1 pseudogene is annotated in these 567 nt (G+C 36.0%); it reads left to right on the top strand.

The annotated features are described in order from the left end of the window. Positions 1–94: 94 nt before the first annotated feature. A pseudogene (gene tnpA, locus JCM13188_RS17275) lies at positions 95–546 on the top strand (IS200/IS605 family transposase). Positions 547–567: the final 21 nt, after the last annotated feature.

Genomic DNA, 567 nt, shown 5'->3' with positions numbered 1-567 from the left:
CTTTTAGAGTGGTAACAAAAAAAGATCTCCTCTCGGTTATAATGAACATTGGCCGTCAAACCAAATTCAAAAATCGAGAGGAGATCGTATAGACATGTCTAATGACAATAGTTTATCACATACAAGATGGAATTGTAAGTATCACATCGTATTCATACCAAAGTACAGAAGGAAAATTATATTCGGAAAGTTAAGAAGGGATATAGGTGCAATATTGAGAAGGCTATGCGATATGAAAGATGTAGAAATTATAGAAGCACACGCTATGCCTGACCATATTCATATGCTTGTGAAAATACCACCAAAGTTATCTGTTTCTGGATTTGTAGGTTACTTAAAAGGTAAGAGTTCTTTAATGATACATGACCGCATGGAAATTTGAAATACAATCATGGCAATCGCACTTTTTGGGCGAAGGGATATTACGTAAGTACAGTAGGTTTGAACCAGAAAACAGTGGCAAATTATATCAAAAATCAGGAAGCAGAAGATCGATTGCGCGACCACATGAGTAAGCGTGAATATGTAGATCCGTTCAAAAATTAGAGCAGAGATTAAACGGTTGAC

Source organism: Piscibacillus salipiscarius JCM 13188, from assembly GCF_001311865.1.
In the GTDB taxonomy this organism is placed as follows: domain Bacteria; phylum Bacillota; class Bacilli; order Bacillales; family Alkalibacillaceae; genus Piscibacillus; species Piscibacillus salipiscarius.
The sequence above is the reverse complement of the archived record's forward strand: the minus strand, read 5'-3'. Positions and strand labels throughout refer to the sequence as shown.